This window comes from Mesorhizobium captivum, from assembly GCF_033977165.1.
Taxonomy (GTDB): Bacteria; Pseudomonadota; Alphaproteobacteria; order Rhizobiales; family Rhizobiaceae; genus Mesorhizobium; species Mesorhizobium captivum.
In genome coordinates this window covers 1-18,965 of sequence record NZ_JAVIJB010000064.1, presented here as the reverse complement: position 1 = coordinate 18,965, position 18,965 = coordinate 1, and the positions used below count along the sequence as shown (strand labels likewise).

The 18,965-nt window shown below is 60.5% G+C and carries 20 protein-coding genes; 6 read left to right on the top strand and 14 right to left on the bottom strand.

Annotated elements, in window-relative coordinates; all coding sequences use genetic code 11:
- Positions 1-360: 360 nt before the first annotated feature.
- Positions 361-1,086: a thermonuclease family protein gene (locus RFM40_RS31500; RefSeq protein WP_320278919.1), complete on the bottom strand. Its 726-nt coding sequence runs from the start codon at positions 1,084-1,086 to the stop codon at positions 361-363.
- Between the two features lie 108 nt (positions 1,087-1,194).
- Between RFM40_RS31500 and RFM40_RS31495 the strand changes: the two genes are divergently transcribed.
- Positions 1,195-1,731: a hypothetical protein gene (locus RFM40_RS31495; RefSeq protein ID WP_320278918.1), complete on the top strand. Its 537-nt coding sequence runs from the start codon at positions 1,195-1,197 to the stop codon at positions 1,729-1,731.
- Positions 1,732-1,760: 29 nt separating this feature from the next.
- Here RFM40_RS31495 and RFM40_RS31490 read toward each other — a convergent pair whose 3' ends face one another.
- The 10 genes from RFM40_RS31490 to RFM40_RS31445 all read right to left on the bottom strand — a co-directional run bounded on the left by RFM40_RS31490 (position 1,761) and on the right by RFM40_RS31445 (position 9,970).
- Entirely contained in the window at positions 1,761-2,321 is a 561-nt protein-coding gene (locus tag RFM40_RS31490) for a hypothetical protein (protein ID WP_320278917.1), read from the bottom strand.
- Positions 2,318-2,881 carry a L,D-transpeptidase gene (locus RFM40_RS31485; protein WP_320278916.1) on the bottom strand — a complete coding sequence of 188 codons (564 nt, stop codon included), beginning with the start codon at positions 2,879-2,881 and terminating at the stop codon, positions 2,318-2,320. Before RFM40_RS31485 ends, RFM40_RS31490 begins: the two co-directional genes overlap by 4 nt.
- Positions 2,882-2,960: 79 nt before the next feature.
- The gene (locus RFM40_RS31480) at positions 2,961-4,124 is read right to left on the bottom strand and encodes a CpaE/TadZ family protein (RefSeq protein ID WP_320278915.1); all 1,164 of its coding nucleotides are present in this window, start codon (positions 4,122-4,124) and stop codon (positions 2,961-2,963) included.
- Positions 4,121-4,756, bottom strand: a complete 636-nt coding sequence (locus tag RFM40_RS31475; protein WP_320278914.1) for a TadE/TadG family type IV pilus assembly protein — start codon at positions 4,754-4,756, stop codon at positions 4,121-4,123. Before RFM40_RS31475 ends, RFM40_RS31480 begins: the two co-directional genes overlap by 4 nt.
- Complete coding sequence (locus RFM40_RS31470) at positions 4,750-5,241, bottom strand: TadE/TadG family type IV pilus assembly protein (protein WP_320278913.1); 492 nt, start codon at positions 5,239-5,241, stop codon at positions 4,750-4,752. The genes RFM40_RS31475 and RFM40_RS31470 overlap by 7 nt, the downstream gene beginning before the upstream one ends.
- A 5-nt stretch (positions 5,242-5,246) precedes the next feature.
- Positions 5,247-6,752 carry a TadE/TadG family type IV pilus assembly protein gene (locus tag RFM40_RS31465; RefSeq protein ID WP_320278912.1) on the bottom strand — a complete coding sequence of 502 codons (1,506 nt, stop codon included), beginning with the start codon at positions 6,750-6,752 and terminating at the stop codon, positions 5,247-5,249.
- 65 nt (positions 6,753-6,817) lie between these two features.
- Positions 6,818-7,117, bottom strand: coding sequence for a hypothetical protein (locus tag RFM40_RS31460; protein WP_320278911.1), 300 nt, complete (start codon positions 7,115-7,117; stop codon positions 6,818-6,820).
- Positions 7,104-8,549, bottom strand: a complete 1,446-nt coding sequence (locus tag RFM40_RS31455; RefSeq protein ID WP_320278910.1) for a type II and III secretion system protein family protein — start codon at positions 8,547-8,549, stop codon at positions 7,104-7,106. The genes RFM40_RS31460 and RFM40_RS31455 overlap by 14 nt, the downstream gene beginning before the upstream one ends.
- 70 nt (positions 8,550-8,619) lie before the next feature.
- The gene (gene cpaB, locus RFM40_RS31450; RefSeq protein WP_320278909.1) at positions 8,620-9,654 is read right to left on the bottom strand and encodes a Flp pilus assembly protein CpaB; all 1,035 of its coding nucleotides are present in this window, start codon (positions 9,652-9,654) and stop codon (positions 8,620-8,622) included.
- 97 nt (positions 9,655-9,751) lie between these two features.
- Positions 9,752-9,970, bottom strand: a complete 219-nt coding sequence (locus RFM40_RS31445; RefSeq protein ID WP_320278908.1) for a Flp family type IVb pilin — start codon at positions 9,968-9,970, stop codon at positions 9,752-9,754.
- A 499-nt stretch (positions 9,971-10,469) separates the two neighbouring features.
- Here RFM40_RS31445 and RFM40_RS31440 point away from each other — a divergent pair, with 499 nt between their 5' ends.
- The 5 genes from RFM40_RS31440 to RFM40_RS31420 are packed head-to-tail and all read left to right on the top strand — an operon-like array spanning position 10,470 to position 14,940.
- On the top strand, positions 10,470-11,855 hold the full coding sequence (locus RFM40_RS31440) for a TadA family conjugal transfer-associated ATPase (protein ID WP_320278907.1): 1,386 nt from the start codon (positions 10,470-10,472) through the stop codon (positions 11,853-11,855).
- The gene (locus tag RFM40_RS31435) at positions 11,855-12,826 is read left to right on the top strand and encodes a type II secretion system F family protein (protein WP_320278906.1); all 972 of its coding nucleotides are present in this window, start codon (positions 11,855-11,857) and stop codon (positions 12,824-12,826) included. The genes RFM40_RS31440 and RFM40_RS31435 overlap by 1 nt, the downstream gene beginning before the upstream one ends.
- 18 nt (positions 12,827-12,844) lie before the next feature.
- Positions 12,845-13,795 carry a type II secretion system F family protein gene (locus tag RFM40_RS31430; protein WP_320278925.1) on the top strand — a complete coding sequence of 317 codons (951 nt, stop codon included), beginning with the start codon at positions 12,845-12,847 and terminating at the stop codon, positions 13,793-13,795.
- A 51-nt stretch (positions 13,796-13,846) separates the two neighbouring features.
- A complete protein-coding gene (locus tag RFM40_RS31425) occupies positions 13,847-14,398 on the top strand; it encodes a tetratricopeptide repeat protein (protein WP_320278905.1) in 552 nt (183 codons plus the stop codon).
- Positions 14,395-14,940 carry a prepilin peptidase gene (locus tag RFM40_RS31420; protein WP_320278904.1) on the top strand — a complete coding sequence of 182 codons (546 nt, stop codon included), beginning with the start codon at positions 14,395-14,397 and terminating at the stop codon, positions 14,938-14,940. The genes RFM40_RS31425 and RFM40_RS31420 overlap by 4 nt, the downstream gene beginning before the upstream one ends.
- Positions 14,941-14,954: 14 nt before the next feature.
- Here RFM40_RS31420 and RFM40_RS31415 read toward each other — a convergent pair whose 3' ends face one another.
- From RFM40_RS31415 to RFM40_RS31405, 3 genes are all read right to left on the bottom strand, one after another.
- A complete protein-coding gene (locus RFM40_RS31415) occupies positions 14,955-16,178 on the bottom strand; it encodes an ABC transporter substrate-binding protein (protein ID WP_320278903.1) in 1,224 nt (407 codons plus the stop codon).
- A 131-nt stretch (positions 16,179-16,309) separates the two neighbouring features.
- On the bottom strand, positions 16,310-16,678 hold the full coding sequence (locus tag RFM40_RS31410) for a hypothetical protein (RefSeq protein ID WP_320218871.1): 369 nt from the start codon (positions 16,676-16,678) through the stop codon (positions 16,310-16,312).
- 72 nt (positions 16,679-16,750) lie between these two features.
- The coding region (locus RFM40_RS31405) for a DUF5801 repeats-in-toxin domain-containing protein (protein WP_320278902.1) at positions 16,751-18,965 on the bottom strand (2,215 nt) is incomplete at its 5' end.

The window sequence follows — 18,965 nt, the reverse complement described above, 5'->3', positions numbered from 1 at the left end:
AATCTCCTGTTGGACGCATTGGCTTAAAGACGGTTTGTTACGATTTCCGTTTCAGCGAGGTCTATAATTTGAAGGAAATCACCGTCTTTCTCCCTGATGCGCGCTCGCCAGTGGTTGCGGCCCGGTTTCTCGCTTCGATGATTCGATTCGGTCGCTAAAAACAGGTCAGCGTTTGGTAGGATCGCTGAACGGCTTTAACCATTCCGTTTTTACGCAATCCCGAACGGAAAGCCGCTAAAGCATGTCTCCCGAAAGTGTGACCGGTTTCGGGGCAAAGACATGCGTAAAATCAAAAACCTAAAGCGCATTGAGCGAATCTGAAAGATCGCGACGCGCTTTAGGCACTTTTCCTGGAGTGCTCTATTGCGGCGGGCCGAAGATACCCATCTCGGCGCCCCTGGCCACGGATTCGGCCTTGCCGTAGATGCCCGAGGCCGACGCCATGGCCCAGCCATTGGCAACCAGCCAGGCGCCGACGTCCTGTTTGCCGAGCGCGCAGGGCGCGGCGATGGCGAAGCGGTCGCCGTCGGGCGGCAGGACACATTTGAGCGCCCGGCCGCGTAGCCAGGCGTTGAAGGCGGCACGGGCGCGCTGCCCGCAGGGCCAGACGGCATCGCCGAACGCGCAGGTCCTGTCGGGGTCGATATCGACTGTCCCGCTGATGACGACCTTGCGTCCCATGGCTTCGAAGACCGCCGACGAGGTGGCGACCGGACGATAGAGCAGCGTCTCACGCCAGTCCTGCGGCATCGGCGTCTTCGGCGGCGAGGCGAGGCCAAGCTCGCCGAGCGGAGGGCGGGGCTCGATGCGCTCGATTCCCGACGCATCGAGCGGCGGCGGCGCGATGAGGTCCTCGGCAATCCTGCGCGCCGGCTGGCCTGGCCGCATGTCATGAACGGCGACGCCAGGGGCGGGCCGCGCTTCACCTGTCTCCTGGGCCGGCGGATACGAGGGAGGCTCGGTCGCCAGCCGGTGCCTGGACCCGGCGATCAGCAGCGCGCCGGCGACCAGCCCGAGCCCGCCGAGCATCGTGGCAAGCCGGCCGGTCGATTTCACCTCGCCCACAAGCGCGCCTCGTCGTTTCATCGGATCATACATTAGGCGCTGGCGACATTGCTTGAAAAGCAAGGCGTTGCGTTAAGTCTCGCGCAACCAATGCGGCCTACACTCTGCAGCGGACGTCGAGGGGACGACATGACGCGCAAGCCGACACTCTTCTTTGCCTTCCCGGCCCTCATGCTGTTCCTGCTGGCGGCCGAGCGGACGGCGACGTTCCTTCTTGGGACCTATTCGGCAAGCCCGACCATGTGGCGCGTCTGGCTCGAGCTGCGGCCCTTCTCGACGATGTTCTGGCAGCAGGTGGATTTCTATCTCGGCGGCTCGATGAGCCTTGACGCCGCCATCGTCCTCGCCGCCTCGGCCGCCTGCTGGATGGCCTGCCAGGCCAAGAGATCCGCCGGTTTCTTCCTCGCCAACCACGCCGCGCTGCTGTTCGCAGGACTGATGATCGCGGCCGGCAGCCATTCGGAAACGGCGAGCACGATCGCCACTTTCACTGCGCCGCGCGACTTTCAATTCTCGTTGGCGATCGACTTCAGCTGGAAGAACTGCCTGGTGCTGTGCCTCGGGCTTGCGGCCTGCGCCTATTGCCATGTCGCCTTCCTGCGCGAGGCGAGGCTGCGCGCCGAAGCCCGCGCCGTTCGTATTTTGGCGCTGCAGCGAGACCTCTAGGCGAGCGTCCGGCTGCGAGGACCTGCCCGTCAGTTGATCTTCTTGTAATAGACCTTGCCGTCGGCCTGCTGGATGCGCTGATAGGACGGATTGGGTCCAGGCGGCGCGACCTTCCGCTTGAACGCGGGCGAGGCGTCGACGGAGTCCGGCTCGGCGGGATTTTCAACTGCTGACGCCTCAGCCACCGTCGTGCCGGCGAACGCGGGCTCCGGCGCGCGGGGCATCTCGGCCTCGACGGCAGCGGGCTGGCCCTGCTCCAGCCGGGCAATATTGCCGTTGATGCGGCCGAAGCTCGCCTGCAACTGCCGGTCCAGCGTCTCGAACCGGCTCTGGAAGCCGTTGTTGACCGTATCGATGCGGGCGCCGATCCGCTGCTCGAACTGGCCGAGCTGGTCGAGCCGCGCCTCTATCGCCCGAAGGTCGTTGACGCCGCGATAGAGATAGATGGCGGCCGTCACGTTGACGAAGGTGACGAGCGCGGCACCCACCATGACGGCGCCGATGGTTCTCGCCCGGTTCGGCCTGCCCGGCGCTTTTTCCTGTTCGCCGAGCTCGATTGCCGGGACGTCCGGCACGCTGATCATCGTCATTCAACCACCACCTTTGCGCCCACCGCGACGCGCTTGAAGAGATCGATCACGTCTGTGTTCGTCAGTCTGAAGCATCCGGACGTGCCGTCGAAGCCGACACCCTTGGGATCGTTGGTGCCATGGATGCGATAGAGCGTGTCGCGCCCGTCGCGCGCCAGGTACAGCGCCCTGGCGCCGAGCGGATTGTAGGGACCGGCCGGCACCATCGCCGGCAGTTCCGGCTGGCGGACGCGCATCTCCTTGGGCGGGCGCCATTCCGGCCATTCGGTCTTCGCCGCTATCCTAACGATCCCGGTCCAGCCGAAGCCGTCGCGGCCGACGCTGATCTGGTAGCGCAGCGCCTGGCGCTCTCCGGTCACCAGATAGAGCGCCTTCTCGTTTTTGCGGATGATGATCGTTCCCGGCTGCTCGCCGGTCTCAAAGGCGACCGTCTTGCGCAGGCTGGGCCCCATGGCGGGAAGCGGCGGCAGCCCCGATCCGGCTGTGGCGAGATCGCACGCCGACGCCAGCGCGATGCCGGCCAGGCAGGCGGCCGCAAGGCTTGTCGCTATCCGGCGCATTTGCTTTGTCGCAATTCCGGACGGAAGGCTACGGCGAAGTCGCCGAGCCCGACCGCTGCGCGCTTTTCCTGGAATTGCTCTAGCGCTGGGCATTGTCCAGCCGCTCCTTGAACATGCGCTTCAGGTCCTTGTTGAAGCGGGCCCGCCCGTCCACCTCGGAGGGCAGGATGGCGCGGTTCAGCGCATCGGCGAGCAGCGCGTTGTCGAGCGCCAGCGACTTGATGTGCGGCGCCTTGAAGATCTTCTCCAGCTCGCTGCGCGAGAAGTGGTTGCCGAACCATTTGCGCTTGTGCTTGTTGGCGACGAGCGTGATCGAGACGGCGTTGCCGCGCAATTCGCGGATCTTCTTGTAGAGCCGCTTGCCTTGCCGAAGCGAGGCGACGTTGAGCTCGAAGACGATGAAGATCTCGTCGCTCGTCTGCAGCACCGAATTGTGCCACGGCGTCTCGATGTTGGGCAGGTCGATGACGATGTCGTCGAAGCGGTAGGCGACGAGGTCGAGCAGCCGGAAGACGAAATCGGCGCCATGCGGCTCGAACGGCAATTGCGGCCGCTCGAAGGAATAGAGCGTCAGGCCAGACGGCCGCGACAGCTTGATGACGTCCATCAGCTCGACGTCGAGCCGGTCGGGCTGGCCGATGATGCCGGCAAGGTCGAACTGGTTGAACTGGTTGAGATAGGCGCCGCAATTGGCGCTCTGGAAGTCGAGGTCGACGAGGCAGGTCGAGGCCGCCCGCTCGGAAGACTTCGAGGCGAGATGCTCCGCCGCCGAGATCGCCAGCGTAGTCGCGCCGGCGCCGCCGCTGGCGGCGATGAAGGTGACGATCCGGCTCTTGGTGCCCTGGTTGCCGGTGTCGTGGAAGGTGACGGCGTTGAGCAGCTCCTTGGCGTCGAGCGGCTTGTGCAGCCAGTCCGACGCATTCATGCGCACCAGCACCCGCGTCTGCTCCGACGTCAGTTCGTCCGAGACCGCGATCAGCGGCACCGAAGCCCAGGCCGAGCGCGCCTCGACGAGCGCGTTGTTGCCGAGCAATTCGCCGCTGCCGAGATCGAGGATGATGATGCCCGGCCGCGCATCGACCGGCGGCCCTTTCAGGAACTCGGCCGCTTCCGAAACCCTGACGTCATAGATCGCCAGCGCATCGAGCCGGGTCGTCACGTCGTGCCGGAAATTCGCATCGGAAGAAAACAGCGCAACCTGCTTGCGTTTGATAGGCAGAACTCTGGTGTCGATGGCGTTCATGGGTACGTACTCTTTAAATCTTCACCCGTTACAGTACTCAGCATGGAAGGCATCGTGATGTTGTCAAACCCGAGCAATCCGCCCAGGAAGAAGAACTGGAATTGATGGTTGACGATGCTGACCGTGATGGTCGGCACCGGTCCGCCTGGGCGCGTCCAATAGCCAAGCCCCGATGCCTGATATTGAATCTGAACCTCGGATTTCGTCAGCATCGGCAAGAATGTCTGCATCCCGGCACGAGTGGTGCTGCCACTGAAGATCAGGTCGAAGGCGGCCTGGCTCACGGTGAGATTTTGGCATGTTGCACCTGTTCCGCAGGTGCAAGAGGCAGCTCCGGCACTGTTGGCCGTGCAGATGTAATTATAAGTGTTTAGCGGCACCGCAGTGCCGACTTTGGTTGCGTCGCTTTGCGTCAACGTCTCAAGGGACAGGCCGCTGGCAACGGGAGCGGAAATTTGCGCCAGTCTGGCGCCAGCCTGGACCGCTTTGTTCCCAGCATTCCATTGATAGAAAGCGTATCCGAAGTCGACAAAACCGAGTAGCAGAGCAAGCAGCAGGGGCATTGCGATAGTCATTTCGACCATCGCCGTCCCGGACTGGCTGCTCCAAAAAGTATTTCGCGGCGTCACCATCCGAAGACACGCTCCTGATGGGATGCCGAGAGGTTGATGTCGCCAAAGCCAAGATAGGACCAGAATCCCACATCGGGGTAGGGGTACGATGTACCAACCTGAACGACATCGACCGTGCTCTTATTGCTGAGATAGAGCTGGGTGCCGGTGGCAGCATCGACTGCAGCGGTAGAGGACTTGCTGACCGTTACCTCCGTTGTGGTCCACCCCGTGACCCTTGCACTGCCGCCAGTCACGGCGCCGTTCACCGCCAAATTTTTTGCCAATCCCGAACAGGTGTCCCAATCGCTGCTGCAGCGCGCCATGTAACGAGCTGCATCCTCGACGCCTGCTTCAAGAAGCAGACGCGTATTCAAGATATTGGAGAACTCGAACACTCCAGCTGATAGCAGGAGTACGAAAGGCACGACGAGTGCTATCTCAACTAGAGCTGCACCGCCTTCTTCGCGTCGAAATTGTCGGATGGTTTCACTGACTATGGCCATGAGACTCACCGGTAGAGTTGCGCTTCGTTCCGGAGAGCCTTGTCGAGAGTACCGTTCCCTTGCGGACCGTCGACATCGACAATTTCGAGGCTGATGGGCTTTTCGTTGGCCGACGAGTCTTCGTCGTCCTTACTGTTGTCCTGCTTTTGCACAGGGCTGTTTAGGAAGACACTCGCATATCCATCCGGCTTCAGTTGGATATGTCCGTTGATCTTGGCCTGATTCGCAATGCAGTCGACGATAGCCATATTGAGCAGCCGGCGATCGGGGTCTGCCGTAGGCGTGTCACCTTTGAAGCATGACGGGGTACCAGTTTCCTTCGTTGGCGCTTTCGACTTGTCTCCGACGAGATCATGCGAAATCTCGTATTTGTAGACATCGTATCTGGAAGCCGGCACGTTGGCGCCGGTCGGATGGCTCGTGCTTGGAATGCTGGGATATGTAGCACCGTGGTTGATCAGCCAATAGTTCGAGCGATCCCAGGTGGAATTCGTCATGCCGGTCGAACTGTCAAAGCTATCGCCGGGCGGAAGAGCCATGGCCGTCCCGTCCGTGTTGGGAACGTACTTGTTGCAGTTAGCAGTCTTGTCTACTCCCTTGCGCACATTGCTCGCTGGGCGATACTGCCAGTTCTTGTCCTGCTGCTTCAGCGAATTGCTATAGATGTCGAACCGGACATTGATGCCCGCATTGACCTGACCAAGCGTGACACCTGTCTTCGTTGTCAACTTGTCGCGCTGATAACAGGTCCCTGCGGTGCCTATTGCAATTGCATCGCGCAGCGAAGTGAGGTTGTTATCGATCAGCCCAAAATTGCCAGGACCCGGATTTGAATCCACTTTCAGAATACGAAACTCCCGGCTGTATGTATCACCCGATGCGAATGCCTGCTGGATCGTCTTGCTAGTTGCAGGGGTGGCTGTCTCGAACGGGTTGCACATGAAGATCGGCACGGTTTCGCAGATGGACTGGGTAAAACCGGCCACCGCTTGTGGCTGGATATCCATGGTCTCGCTGCTACCAATGAAGCTGGCCGGAAAAATTGTCGCGAAGGCGCCCGCGCCGTCTGTCAGGCCGGACGGGTTCACTGTCACTTCTGCGAATGTTACGGCCTTGGGATCCGTGCTGGCCCAGTTCACGTCGTTTGAGTCGATGCCGGCGGCGCTTAGTCTCGTGTTGTCGCTGGCTGGTATTCCAGTCAAATAAGTTACGGTTACGTCCGACAGGGCGAGTTGGTGATCGCCTGATGTCGAAAACAGTGTTTTGTTGGCGAGGAGATTGGTGACGGCGTTGTTGGCCCGGAAGATACTATCCGATCTGCCGTCAAGTTCCGCCGCTGCGGCAAGCGCTAGCGCATCGACACCCTTCTGAAGATCATTATGAAGGCCGTTGGCCCGGCTCATGTCGATGGCCAACACGGCGAAGGCGACGAGCACCGGCAGCATGATGGCGACGAGGATCATCGCTATGCCGCGTTGATCGTTCCAGAATTCACGAATGGTCCTCAACATGATCTTACTCTCTGTTCCATTCGTGCCAGGCGTCCTCGCGCGCCTGACGCACCGCATCCTTCCGTTCAATTCGCTCCGTTGGTCACGCCCGAGCCACCGACGTTGACCGTCATGTTCGTGCTCGGTGGCGGGGGCGGCGGAACTTTGTATCTTTGGACAACGCCGACGGAACGGGCGCCATCGCCTTCGATCTTGGTATTATTCGAAGCCGGGTTGTAGGGGTCGACCGTCTGCAGCAGCTGGTTGGCCCTCTGCGAGTCGCCTGAGGCCAGTGTCATCGTGTCGTAATTGTGCAGATAATCGGCGGCGCAGCCCGCAAGAAGGCTGGAGCTGAGAAGGACGAGCAGGAGCTTATTTCTTGACATAGACCAGCTTGTCCTTCGATTTCACATCCAGCATGTGGCCATAAGGGCCGGTGACGCCGTCGCCGTGCTCATATTTCCTGATCATGTCCTTGCTGACTTCGAGCTGGCCGAGCAGGAAGAGTTCCGGATCGTTGGCCGGCCTCGCTTTGTCGAAAGGTGTCGCCAACTGCTCGCCGGGCTTCACCGGCCGCACGAGATGCGGCGTGACGACGACAACGAGCTCGGTCTCTTCCTTCTGTGTGCTCGAATTCCTGAACAGCGCGCCGACGATCGGCACCTGACCGAGCCATGGCACTTGCTCTTGCTGAATAGTGTTCTTGCTGGAGAGTAGGCCGCCGACAGCGAAGCTTTGGCCGTCACGTAGGTCGACTGTGGTCGACAGCTTGCGGTTGGTGAAGATCGGGTCGCCGGCGGTTGTGAAGCCGTTGAGGTCGCTCACTTCCGGCGCCAGCTTCATGTGGATCTTGCCGTCGTCGAGCACAACCGGCGTGAAGTTCAGATTGACGCCGAACTGCTTGAATACAATCTCGACCTCGCCCTGTGCGTTGACGCTGCGCACCGGCACTTCGCCGCCGGCGTTGAAGCTCGCTGTCTCACCGGAAACCGTGGTGAGGTTCGGTTCGGCGAGTGTCCGCACCACCCCCTTGGCTTCAAGCGCTTCAATGATAAGGTCGACCTTGATGTTGCTGTCGATGACGCGGGTGATCAGAGCGGCGAATGGGTTTGAACCAGAGAGAAGACCGCTTGCAAGATCGCCTGGCCCGAGCACGATACCATCCTTGTCGACCGCGGCCACGCCGGTTCCAGTCCGCGTCGTGCCGCTCCTGTTCGTGCTCTTGATTGACACACCGAGGTCGCGGCCGGCATTGCGCTTGGCCTCCAGGATGCGAACCGAAAGATTGACCTGTTCGCTATCATCGATGGTGACGGCATTGATGATGGCGTCAGGGCCATATTGCTGCGTCACCTCGACGATCTGCGCCAAGGTCGCGGCATCCTTGACATGGCCGCTCAGTCGGATCTTGCCGTTGATCGAGCCGATCTCGATGCGGGCCTTCGGCGCCACCTGGCGGATCGCGGCCGCCATGTCGCTAACATCCTGGCCGACCTCGATCTGGATGGTGCCCAGCGAGCGCTTGTCCTCGGAGAACAGATTGACCGTGGTGGTGCCGACGCTCTTGCCGATGATATAGAGCGTCTTGTCGGTCATCGGTTGGGCATCGGCGATTTTCTCGTCCCCGACGACGATGTCGCCCAGCGTGGCGTTGACCTGGATGGTTGCAGATTGAGAAACGGGCACGAACACGCGGTGCAGCGACGGGCTCGACACATCGATGAAGCGGTCGGCGGCATGAACCGTGGGGCTCAACGGCAACACAATACTGGACCAGGCCAGAGCGGCGGCGGCCAGTGATCCCCGAAAAATTCGCATCTAGATCGTCCCCCTTGCGGATCCATCCCAGCGGACCCACCCGGATCCCCCTATCCGAATGCGCCTTTCGCTATCTCTGTCGCGGCACGTCGTAGGTTTCGAGCTTCACGCCGCGAAATACCCCGATTGTAGCCCGGGCTGGCGGCTCCGGCTGCACATATTTTACCACTTCCTTTACAACTTCTTGCGGTTGTGGTGCGGGTGCCACAGTGGACTTCACCTTGCTCAATTGATCGATCTGGCTTCCGACCCGTTCCACGGCCTGGGCCAGGCCATCAATCCTCTCGTTGGCGCGCTTGCGCTCTTCGGCGGCCGCGGCGTCTGCGGCTTTCTGCCGCTCAAGCTCTGCCTGCCTCTTGGCAACATCCTCCGGCGTATCGCCGGTCAGGTCTGCAAGTGTGACTCTCTCCGTCGTCTCGCCCTTGTTGGCCGCGGTCTGGCGAAGCGCCAGCGACAATTGACCGGCACCGGCGGCTAGCGTCAGCTTCTGGGCATCCTTGGTGCTGGCTTCCAGCGTGACCGATTTCACGACCTGCGGATTGTCCTTGCTTTCATCGGCGACCTGGTCGACGGCAAGCACTTTCATGCTCTGCAACAGCACGTCGACGAAACTCTTATCGGCACCCTCCTTGTCGCGAACGGTGCGTGTCAGCAGCACGTCGACGCGATCACCGGGGAAGACAAAACCGGCAACGCCGAGCACGTCGTTGACCCGGATTGAAACTGCTTTCATGCCCTCGCCGAGCACGGCCGAAAGCGTGGCGCGCTGGCCCGCGCCGGTGATCTTGCTGGCAAGAATCGGCTCGTTGGTACTAATCGCCTGCAGTGCTTGCCGTGCCCCGTTGCCGGCCAAGGCTTCTTTGGTCGTTTTGAAGGAGCCGGCTGGAATCGCGCCGGCCGGCCAGGCTATCTCACGCAGCTTATCGGCGGTCAGCGTATCGCCAAATTTGAGCGCCATGGCTGCGACGACAATGGTGTTGCCCCGGGCCCCGTTCGATTGCGCTATGGCGCTTCGCTGATTGGCTAGCCAGATATTTGCAAGTACAACTGCCAACACTCCGAATACGCCCGCGAGGATGATCATAATGAGTGTATTGACGCGCATAGACCCCAAGCCCCAAAGCCCATAGTGCGGAAATTCATCCGCTATTATTTAACTCAGGCCCGGGTAAGGATTGACCCGGGCCTGAAAGGTCAATTCATCAGGTTCCGGTGCTGGTGGCCGCGTCGCAACTGCCAACAGTGGAATTATCCAGCGCGGTGCAGAGGCCCGTAAACCGTGCAGCGACCCAGCCGCCAATTGCGATGATCGCACCGATAGCCGCCACGGCGATAATGCCGATCAGGATGGAATATTCGACCATAGCAGCGCCGTTTTCATCGTCGCGGAACTGCCGGGTCATCGTCATGAGCTTCTTCATGCCAATTTCTCCCTTTGGAGGTTTGAACCCGACGAGACAGAGCCAAGGAATGTACCCCATACCCAAGCATCCCCCGTCGAATTCAATCCTTGTCCCACAGAAAAGCCGAGTCAAACGGATTAACAGTCCGTTAACTCTTCAATACTCGATCTGAAGCTCGTTCATTTTTGACAAGAGCTTGATTCGCTTCATTTTTCAAGCGATCTTAACCATTCGTTCACAATTCGGCCACACCCACGTCCACAGAGCAACACATTAGGAGTATGACATATACGTTTATATCAAAAGGGTTATAGGGACTCCTGCCGGGGGGGTAACGCCAAAGGTCTTAGGACTTTGGTCGGTAAACGCGGGGCGCGCAAAAATAAAACGATTTCTTGAATCTCTATTTTTTAACTATGTCGCAAGTAATATGTCCAGTGTGTCCTCCACGCCGCTTGTGTCCCTCGTGGTTAACGCTTAGTTTCGATGTCGGGGAAATCAGCAGGGGTTCGGCGACATGTTGGGTCGCTTCATCAAAGGACCAGGTGAGCAACGCGCGCCGCAATCAACGCAGGCGCCCGTGATGGCCAATGGCGCGGCGGTCGCGCAGCCGGTGCAGGCCGACCCAGCTTCCGACGATTTCCTGTCGCTCAAGGTCGACCTGCATCGGCATCTCATAGACAGGTTCAATCTGACCGCCCTTGAAAATGCTTCCAAGGACGAGATCCTGAATGAGATCCGGCCGATCGTGCGCGAATTCGTGCGCGGCCGAAACACGCCGCTCAACGCGCGGGAGCTCGATCAGCTGACCAGCGACACGGCGGACGAGATGCTGGGACTCGGACCGATTGAGCCTCTGCTCAAGGACGACTCCATCGCCGATATATTGATCAACACCCACAAGCGCGTCTTCATCGAGCGACGTGGCGTGATCGAGGAGACTGCAATTCGTTTTCGCGACGAGTCGCATCTGCTGCGTGTCATTAACAAGATCGTCTCGGCGATCGGGAGACGGGTTGATGAATCCGCGCCGATGGTCGATGCGCGGCTGGAGGACGGCTCACGTGTCAACATCGCGGTGCGGCCGATTTCGGTCGACGGTCCACTGGTGTCGATTCGAAAATTCTCCAAAAATCCCTATTCGCTCGAACGCCTCATGGCGCTCAATTCGATCCGCCAGCCGATGATTGACCTGATGCGGATTGCCGTGCAGTCGCGCAAGTCGATCCTGGTTTCGGGTGGCACCGGCAGCGGCAAGACCACGCTGCTCAATGCGTTGTCGAGCTACATTCCAGCCAGGGAGCGGCTGATCACCATCGAGGACGCGGCGGAATTGCAACTGCAGCAGCCGCATGTCGGCCGGTTGGAAACGCGTCCGCCCAATGTCGAGGGCAAAGGCGAAGTGCGCCAGCGCGAGTTGGTCAAGAACGCGCTGCGCATGCGGCCGGACCGCATCATCGTCGGCGAGGTGCGCGGCGAGGAAGCCTTCGACATGCTCCAGGCCATGAACACCGGCCATGAAGGATCGATGACAACCATTCATGCCAACACGCCGCGCGACGCGATCTCGCGTCTGGAACAAATGGTTGGCATGGCCGGCATGCCGATGACGCTTGAATCTATCCGCGCCCAAATCGCCTCCGCCATCGACATCATTGTCCAGACGCAGCGTCTCTCAGATGGCGGCAGACGGGTAGTCTCCATATCGGAATTAACCGGTATGGAAGGCAACGTCGTCCAGCTCCAGGAAATATATCATTTCGTCCGCCGCGACGTTGGCCCCGACGGTACGATCCAAGGTGATTTTCGAGCCACCGGCGTTCGTCCGCGTTTCGCCCAGGAGGCCGCGACGCTCGGGCATCATTTCGCCAAGGACGCGTTCAATCCGCAGGTCGCCCTCTAATGCTGACTGGCCAGGCGCTGCTTTACTTCATCTATGCGCTGGCGGCGGCGTCGGTCATTCTCGCTGGCGAGGCACTGTATCTTTCTTTCGCTCATCGCCGGTCGCGTGCTGGCACGATCAATCGCAGGCTGAGACGATTGACTGATGAGGTGCCAGCAGAGCAGACTTTGCAAGGGTTGCTGCTCGAACGCGGGCTGACGGGCTCTGGCGATTTTCTTTTTGGCATGGTTGGGCTGAATAGGCTCTATACCCAATCCGGGATTACTGGAAACCCTTTGACTTTCGCCGCGCTATTCCTTTTCGCGGGGCTTGCGCTAGCGCTGCTGCTCTTATTTCTTCTGCGCTTTTCGGCGTTGTCTGCCATCATGATTTTTGTGACGGTGGCATTTGCCCTGCCGCTTCTTGTTCTCCGGCGCGCACGCGGCCGGCGAATCCAGAATTTCGCGAAGCAACTCCCCGACGCGCTGGATATGATCGTGCGCTCTCTGCGGGCCGGACACCCGGCCTCGGTAGCGATCGGACTCGTCGCCCGCGAGATGCCCGATCCGCTCGGCACCGAATTCGGAATTGTCGCTGACGAAATCACCTTCGGCCTCAGTACGGAACAGGCCGTGCGAAAACTTTCCCAACGCGTGGGGTTCGAGGGCCTTCACTTGCTTTCGGTGTCGCTGTCGATACAATCCAAGACCGGGGGAAACCTTACCGAGATCCTTGCCAATCTTTCGAAGGTGCTGCGCGAACGACAGAAGCTGCGGATGAAGATAAAGGCGCTTTCGTCCGAGGGACGCATGTCGGCCTGGATCATCTCACTGTTTCCGGTTGTGATGTTCCTGATCCTTCAGCTGCTTGCGCCGGCCTTCTACGGGACGGTGTGGCACGATCCGCTGATCATGCCGGTGTTTCTGATTTTCGGGGGATGGGCGCTGCTGGGCGACTTCATAATGTACCGCATGGTCAACTTCGACTTCTGACAGGGGCGAGCCATAAACCTGTTATCAAATATCCAGGATCTGAGTTTCCTAGTCTCCGTTACCGTCTTCGCGGCGGCGGTGTTGCTTTTCCTGTTCGGCGCACTTGTCCTGCTGCCGGCGTTTCAGACGCGAAAGCTAGTCGCACAAAGCCTAATAACTGAAGGTGTCGTCGACCGTCGCTCGCTCTTTGGACAGGAGCAACTCGCAAAAGCTGCGGCGCAGCGGCCGGTTGACGCTTACTTCCGATCAATGGAAAAGGAGCGCAATGAGCCAAGCGCATTGGAAGCAAAGCTTTTTCGTGCCGGTTTCCATCAAGCAAGCGCTCCGCTGATTTATACTTTGTCGCGCCTTGGCGCCGTCTGTGTTGGCTTTCTGGCTGCTTACGCGCTTCTGTCCCGAGTGCTCCCGCCTAACCTGCCTGCTTTTATTGTCTTTGGCGGCTCTGCTTTGTTCGGAATCGCCTGCATGGTGATCCCAAGCATTCTGCTCGATCGCTTCGAAAATGGACAGAAACGTATCTATCGTCGTGGTTTTCCTGACTTCATGGATATGATGATCACCTGTGCCGATGCGGGTATGAGCCTTGAGGCAGCGGTCGAACGTGTCGGGCAGGAACTGGCAGGCACTCATAAATGGCTCGGCATACAGCTCTCGATCATGAATTTGCAAATGCGCGCCGGCAAACCATTGCGGGAGGCGCTGCGCGAGCTTGCGGACCGCATCGGGCTTGAGGAGGCACGGGCTTTGGCGGTGCTCTTCCGGCAATCGGAAGAGCTTGGCACAAGTCTGACAGATGCGTTGCGTGTCTATAGCGATGAGATGCGCACACAGCGAGTCCTGAGCGCCGAAGAGCGCGCCAATGCGCTGCCGGTCAAAATGATGATTCCACTAGGATTGTGCATCTTTCCAGTGGTGATGATGGTCATCATGTTACCGGTGATCATTCGCATGAAAAGCATTTTCTTCTGATCCGTCATATGCTTAGGTTCTAAACCGAGTCGGACCACCCTAGGGGACAAAATGACAGGGCCAATACGCCTCGCCACAGCAGCCAGTGTGTTGCTTGTCCTGCTTGCTGGTTGCCAGTCGACCGATAGCAGCATGGGCGTGGTGCGCACCAACGAGCCCGCTAAGGGCGACTATACCGCCTTCGGCGATGCCTTCGACGGGCTGAAGACGGTCAGCGACGTCGACTACTATGCCTCGGACCAGGCGGTTACCGAGGCCAAGACCCAGTTCCGTTCTGAGAACTACGGCAACGCCGGCGCCCTGTTCTACAAGGCGACGCGGCTGGCGCCGAATGATGGCGTCGCTTGGCTGGGCCTTGCAGCCTCCTGCGACCGCATTCGTCGCTTCGATCTTTCCGATATGGCCTATAGCCGGGCCTACAGGCTGCTCGGAGCGACTCCGGAATACTACAACAATGTCGGCTATTCCTATCTGCTGCGCGGCAGGCTGCAGGAGGCGCGCAGCAATTTCCTTAAGGCCTACGAACTCGCGCCCAACGATCCGACGGTGGCCAACAATTTGAAGCTGCTATCCTCCAGCGTACGCAACATAGAGCGGTCATGAGCCTTTTGCTCGCCGCGTCAATGCTGCTCAAGGCGTTGGCCGTTCCATTGCTTGCGAGGGTCGCCTGGGTCGATTTCTCGACCCAGAAGATTGCCAACCGTGATGTTCTGATGCTGCTTTGCCTGGGCCTTGGTTCGCTGCAACTTTTCTCGGCCCAGGCGGGGTCATGGTGGGACATGGGCCTGAGCGCCATCGCCGGCCTGATCCTGTTCATCGCGCTCTTTCCGTTCTGGGTCCTGCGCAAGGTCGGGGCGGGCGATGTCAAACTGATAGCCGTTACCCCGTTCCTGATTGGCGGAAGCAATCTCACGGTGTTTTCAGTGTTGCTGCTGGTTTTCGCCATCATCACGGCGGCCGTGGTCAAGAATCCTTTTCTGCTGCCGGCCGGAATGTTTCGGCACTACGTACAACACATGGATCGAAAAGGTGTGGTCCCGTTTGGCGTGCCCATCTCCGCGGCTGCGATCTGCACGATAGCTTTGCAGATGTACCAAGCTCTCATGGTGGCAACGAGTTCCGGGGTATTGCAGCAGCTCAACTGAGCTTGCCGCCCCCTCTAAAACCCAGCCGTCTGTTTCTCCACCAGCTTCAGTCTACCCTTTTCCACCTTGAAGAACGGCATCGACCTTTGGCTCGAGCCGTCGGCGCGGAAGCGGAACAGGCCGGTCGAGCCGCGAAAGCCGCTCGTGTTCTCCAGCACCTGCTTGGAAAAGCCGTTGGGGCCGACCGAGCTCGCTATGCCCGCCGACAGCGCCACCATGTCGTAGGCGTAGGCGACGTTGACGTCGGGCTGGTAGTTATAGGTCGCCTTGAAACGGTCGGCGATCGGTCCGGTCTCGCCCTGGTCGAGCGTCGCGATATAGGCGCCCTCGTAGAGCGGGTCGATCGGACGCTCGAGCCAGCGGTCGGTGCCGATCAGGCTCACCGCCTTGCCCGGAATGCCTTTCGCCTTCAGCGCCGCCAGCACGGCGCTCGGGCTGCCGTCGCCGCTGGCGACGACGACGGCGTCGGGCGCCTCGACCAGCGAGCCCATGTCGGACACCGCCTTCGCGCCGTCCGACGACGAATAGGGGAGCGTCACGGCAAGCGTCGCGCCATAGATGCTGAGCGCGTTGGCGACCCTGGCCTCGACGGCGCCGGCATCAGCGCCCGCCGGCACCATGAGCACGAATTTCTTGGCGCCCTTGCCGGCGACGGCGGCCGCGCCCGCGGCCGCGCTGTCGGCTTCGCTGAGCCGCACCGAATAGACGCCCGGGCCGCCGGCGAAATTGTCAGCCAGCGCTAGCACCGGCGGCCGCTGCGTGCCGGAGAGCTTGGCAAGGTGCTGCGCGGCGCCGAGCTCGGCCGGGCCGATGACGGCCTTCGCGCCGCCCGAGGTGATCGCCTTCACCGCCAGGTCCTTGGCTAAGGAGCTGTCGCCGCGCGTGTCCTCGATCGTCAGCGTCACCAGCTTGTCGCCGAGATCGGTCATCGCGAGCCGCGCGGCATCGTACATCTTCCTGCCGTTCTCGCCGGCGCTGCCGGAGGCCGAGAGCGGCAAAAGCATCGTTATCTTCGTCGCGCCGGTGCCGAGCGTCAGGTTTCCCTTCGGCGCGCTGCTTGCAGGGCCGCCGGCCTGCTGCGCGGGCTGGGCGGCTGGGTTGTTGGCCTGGCTGCCGGGCGCGGCGATCGCCGAGGGATCGAGCACCGCCGATGCGCCGGTCTTCGACTGGCAGCCGGAGATGGCCGCGACAACGGCGAGCGCAATTCCAGGAAAAGCGCGCGGCGGCAAGGCCCGCAAGCGACGCCGCCGGAAACGCCAAGCGGCGCCGGCATACGCGTCAGCCGGCGCCGTGCACGCGCAGGCATCCGCCTCCGCCCAGGCTCTCATGACCATCATCGCGGCCGATCGGCGCAGCGTTGCCAGTCAGCTCAGTGCATGTACTCGACCATGCGGTCGTGGAAGCACTCGCACTTGTTGAGGTAGTCCTCGTCCTTGTAGTTCGTCTTCAGGTAGCCATAGGCCTTGCCGCAGGCGACCTTGGCTTCCGATGCCCAGACGAAGGCGGGGCGCGACGAGTTGATCCATTCCGGGCTGTTGGCGACGGCGATGGAGTCGTCCATCAGCTTCACCACCCGGTCCTTGAGCTCGACCATGTTGTCGGTCAGCACCAGGTCCGACGTGCCGACGGTGCGGCAATAGTTCACCGCCGGCTCGCCGATGATGTCGGCGGCAAAGCCCGTCGATCCGGCCAAAAGCAGCGCCGTGGCCGAAGCCAGAAGTCTTGCGGAATGTTTCATGTAAGCCCCTCTTCCAATTGCGAATTCACGTGTTGCTTATGCATAGCACGGGAGCGCGGTGGCGCATAAGTGCTAAATGGTGACAGTGTGCTGCACATGGTTCGTGTCGTCGTAAAGGATGTTGATCGTACCGGTAGTGGTCGGTCCGTTCTGCAGCACGGTGACATCCACGAAATTGGCCGCATTGCCCGCACCGTCGGTGTCGACGCTCAGCGTCTTAGTGCTGGTGTCGTAATGCACGTAGTCGGTGATGGCGCCGGCGGCCTTGTCGAATAGCGCAGTCAGGTCGATCTGATCTCCTTCGGCTTTGTTGTAGTCGATGATTAGATCCTTGATGTTCAGATCGTCGAGCTTGAACGTGTCGGCGCCGGTGCCACCGGTCAGCGTGTCATGGCCAGCGCCGCCGATCAGGATGTCGTTACCGTCGCCGCCGTTGAGCGTGTCGGCTCCCGCAAATCCTTGCAGGATGTCGTTGCCGCCGTTGCCGTTCAGTATGTCGTCATTGGCCGTGCCCTGCATGGTCTCGGCATCCGCCGTGCCGGTATAGGTGACGCCGTTGACGACATGAACGTCCAGTTGCTGCGCCGTCGACGTATCGCCGTCAGCGTCCTTGACGGTGACATTGAAGGTCAGATCGGCATTTTGGGCCGTCGTCGTGGTGCTGACCAGCCCGATATCGGAGATCTTGAACCCGAGATCATTGCTGTCGGAACTCAGGTTTTGGAATGTGGTGCTCGCCCCGCCGGCGCCGATGGCGCCGTTGAGATTGATGGCCGTGCCGGTGATGCCTTCATCGGTCGGAGTGATCTGTGCTCCAACCAGCACGTAGTGCTGACCGGCAGCGTTGTAGTCATTCGATTCGATGATCAACAAGCCGTCATTGTTGTCGAGGGTTACGCTCGAGTAGGCGCCAGGACCAGAGCCTGGGCCCTTGAAGATGTCGGCGTTCTCGACGTACATCGCCTTGGTTGTGTATAAATTCGTTGTCGGATCGTAGAGTTTCAGGATGACAATGAAGTCTTCGCTGTTGCCGATGCCGTCGAACTTCAGGAACATCGAGCTCACCTGGGCATCGGGAGTCTGGTTTGTAAAACCGGTCGGGTTTGTGGTGAAGAAGTCCATGTCGATGACTTCACCCTTGCCCATCGTATCGCCGGCAACGCCGTTTGCCGTGCCGGAAATGGACACGTAAGACGAGGCTTGGGTAATAAATTCTCCGTTTACGAAAGTCAGCGGATCACCGTCAATCGAACCCGCTTTCAGGTTGTCGCTTCCGGTACCGGAACCAGGTTCCGAATAGCCGGTAAACTGGATGAAGAGGTTTGCATTGACCTGGGCCACCGCCACTTCTGGCTGGGTGTTGTCGACCGTCGAGGACCCCGGCTGATACCCGACGATAGAAGACGAATTGCTCACCGTGCTGATCGTCACCGCGGAAATTGGGTCGGCGAGATCGACGGTATAGGTTCCCGCCACCTTGTCGAAAGTGAGAGTTCCGGTTTCCTGGGTGGACACCCCGCCCGTAAGATAGCTGAAGCTGATGTTGAACACAGCCTCGGTCGAGGTTTCGGAAGCCCAGGTTACCGTCGGCGCCGTGATCGCGTTCCCTGCCACGGTGCCGGCCAATGTGATGGCGGCGAAGTCCGAATTGATGCTGCTATACGTGGTATGGCTGTCAGCCCCGATGGCGTACTCGAACACGCCGGTGCCGCTGACGGTCCCGCTGTTGGCGAAATAGAGATCCGTCTTGTCGAGAACCGTCGGGCCGTCATCGAGGAAGGTCAGGTTCTGGCCGATGTTGAGCGTGGCCGAGGAACTGTCGCCGTCCTTGTCGGTGATGGTTGCCGTCAGCGTCACCAGATTGTCGGCCGACAGGCTGACCGGTTCGTTCGGGTTGGTTGTCGGATGGACGACCGCCCGCTGCTGGTCGAGCGTCACATTGCCCGACGCATCGGTCGAGACCGTGAACACGATCGGACCGCCGGCGCCGGCGCGGCCGACCACCTGGCCGCTTTCCAGGCTGAGCACGACCGCCTGGTTCGTCGCCGTGTCGACCAGTCCGGTCGCACCGGCATTGAAGCCCAGCGCATAGGTGATGGTGCCGGCGCCGTCGGCGCCGTAGCTGGAGGTGAAGGCGCTGGCGAAGGCCTGCGTGTCGTTGGTCCCAAGCACCGTCTCGTCGACCGTCAGCGACGCGCTGGCGCCCGGCGCCGAGATCGACGGGCCGTCATCGAGGAAGGTCAGGTTCTGGCCGATGTTGAGCGTGGCCGAGGAACTGTCGCCGTCC

Bases quoted from the DNA above. Each gene is read 5' to 3' on its own strand.
- RFM40_RS31410 (WP_320218871.1), bottom strand. From the start codon at position 16,678: ATGAAACATTCCGCAAGACTTCTGGCTTCGGCCACGGCGCTGCTTTTG.
- RFM40_RS31475 (WP_320278914.1), bottom strand. From the start codon at position 4,756: ATGGTGACGCCGCGAAATACTTTTTGGAGCAGCCAGTCCGGGACGGCG.
- cpaB (WP_320278909.1), bottom strand. From the start codon at position 9,654: ATGCGCGTCAATACACTCATTATGATCATCCTCGCGGGCGTATTCGGA.
- RFM40_RS31435 (WP_320278906.1), top strand. From the start codon at position 11,855: ATGCTGACTGGCCAGGCGCTGCTTTACTTCATCTATGCGCTGGCGGCG.
- RFM40_RS31445 (WP_320278908.1), bottom strand. From the start codon at position 9,970: ATGAAGAAGCTCATGACGATGACCCGGCAGTTCCGCGACGATGAAAAC.
- RFM40_RS31470 (WP_320278913.1), bottom strand. From the start codon at position 5,241: ATGGCCATAGTCAGTGAAACCATCCGACAATTTCGACGCGAAGAAGGC.
- RFM40_RS31455 (WP_320278910.1), bottom strand. From the start codon at position 8,549: ATGCGAATTTTTCGGGGATCACTGGCCGCCGCCGCTCTGGCCTGGTCC.
- RFM40_RS31425 (WP_320278905.1), top strand. From the start codon at position 13,847: ATGACAGGGCCAATACGCCTCGCCACAGCAGCCAGTGTGTTGCTTGTC.
- RFM40_RS31490 (WP_320278917.1), bottom strand. From the start codon at position 2,321: ATGACGATGATCAGCGTGCCGGACGTCCCGGCAATCGAGCTCGGCGAA.
- RFM40_RS31440 (WP_320278907.1), top strand. From the start codon at position 10,470: ATGTTGGGTCGCTTCATCAAAGGACCAGGTGAGCAACGCGCGCCGCAA.
- RFM40_RS31460 (WP_320278911.1), bottom strand. From the start codon at position 7,117: ATGTCAAGAAATAAGCTCCTGCTCGTCCTTCTCAGCTCCAGCCTTCTT.
- RFM40_RS31480 (WP_320278915.1), bottom strand. From the start codon at position 4,124: ATGAACGCCATCGACACCAGAGTTCTGCCTATCAAACGCAAGCAGGTT.
- RFM40_RS31420 (WP_320278904.1), top strand. From the start codon at position 14,395: ATGAGCCTTTTGCTCGCCGCGTCAATGCTGCTCAAGGCGTTGGCCGTT.
- RFM40_RS31465 (WP_320278912.1), bottom strand. From the start codon at position 6,752: ATGTTGAGGACCATTCGTGAATTCTGGAACGATCAACGCGGCATAGCG.
- RFM40_RS31495 (WP_320278918.1), top strand. From the start codon at position 1,195: ATGACGCGCAAGCCGACACTCTTCTTTGCCTTCCCGGCCCTCATGCTG.
- RFM40_RS31485 (WP_320278916.1), bottom strand. From the start codon at position 2,881: ATGCGCCGGATAGCGACAAGCCTTGCGGCCGCCTGCCTGGCCGGCATC.
- RFM40_RS31500 (WP_320278919.1), bottom strand. From the start codon at position 1,086: ATGAAACGACGAGGCGCGCTTGTGGGCGAGGTGAAATCGACCGGCCGG.